The organism is Pseudoalteromonas sp. Isolate3 (assembly GCF_022398505.1).
Taxonomy (GTDB): domain Bacteria; phylum Pseudomonadota; class Gammaproteobacteria; order Enterobacterales; family Alteromonadaceae; genus Pseudoalteromonas; species Pseudoalteromonas apostichopi.
In genome coordinates, this window is the sequence record NZ_JAKEVN010000273.1 from 1 (window position 1) to 733 (window position 733).

Here is a 733-nt window from a genome sequence, read left to right on the forward strand (position 1 = left end):
TTTATAATGTTTGTCTCTTACTTCTCAAGTGATTCTTTTTTTTCTTGGTTCTCTACTACAGAAACATACCTACATTGGGCTGTCTGGGATTTAGTTACCCTCTCTTTAATTATCTTTTTTGCTAAATTTGTAAAAGACCATAAACCTACTGCATTTTATTATGTTTGTGCGGGATTATTAGTAAATACAGTATTATTTCTAGCTATTTACTATGACATCTATGTCAAATACACAAAAGAACCTTGGCTTCTTTGGGATATCTATTCTTTTGGTGTCAACATTGCAGATTTCGTCATGATAGTTGCACTTATCGTTGACAGAGACTTTTTGGGCTTAGTAAAAATTAAGTCATCCATATCAAATTTATTTAGACAGAAAGTAGCCCACCCACAAGCTTAAATTATGTATATAGATGCTTTTTTGGGGGACCTATTAGGGGCCTTCATTGAGTGGGGCTTTTTAATGGCCTTTTTATTTAACTTAGCAGTTAATATAAATAAAACAGACAGTAGAGTTCTCGTTTTATCTTTTATTATGATGGTTTCATACTTCATCAGCGGCTTCGTCAAGCTCTCCGTTTATAGCTATTTGAACTGGTTTTACTTTGACTTACTCACGATTGTTGTAATCTTATCTTGGATGTATTGTGCCAAGGTAGCTAACTTTTGCGGAACAACATATATCCTTTTAGGGCTAACTCTTAATTCCATACTAATGTTATCCATATATATAG

1 protein-coding gene is annotated in these 733 nt (G+C 33.2%); it reads left to right on the top strand.

Translation table 11 applies throughout. The annotated features are described in order from the left end of the window. The coding region (locus tag L1D46_RS20800) for a hypothetical protein (protein ID WP_239978183.1) at positions 1–399 on the top strand (399 nt) is incomplete at its 5' end. Between the last annotated feature and the right edge of the window lie 334 nt (positions 400–733).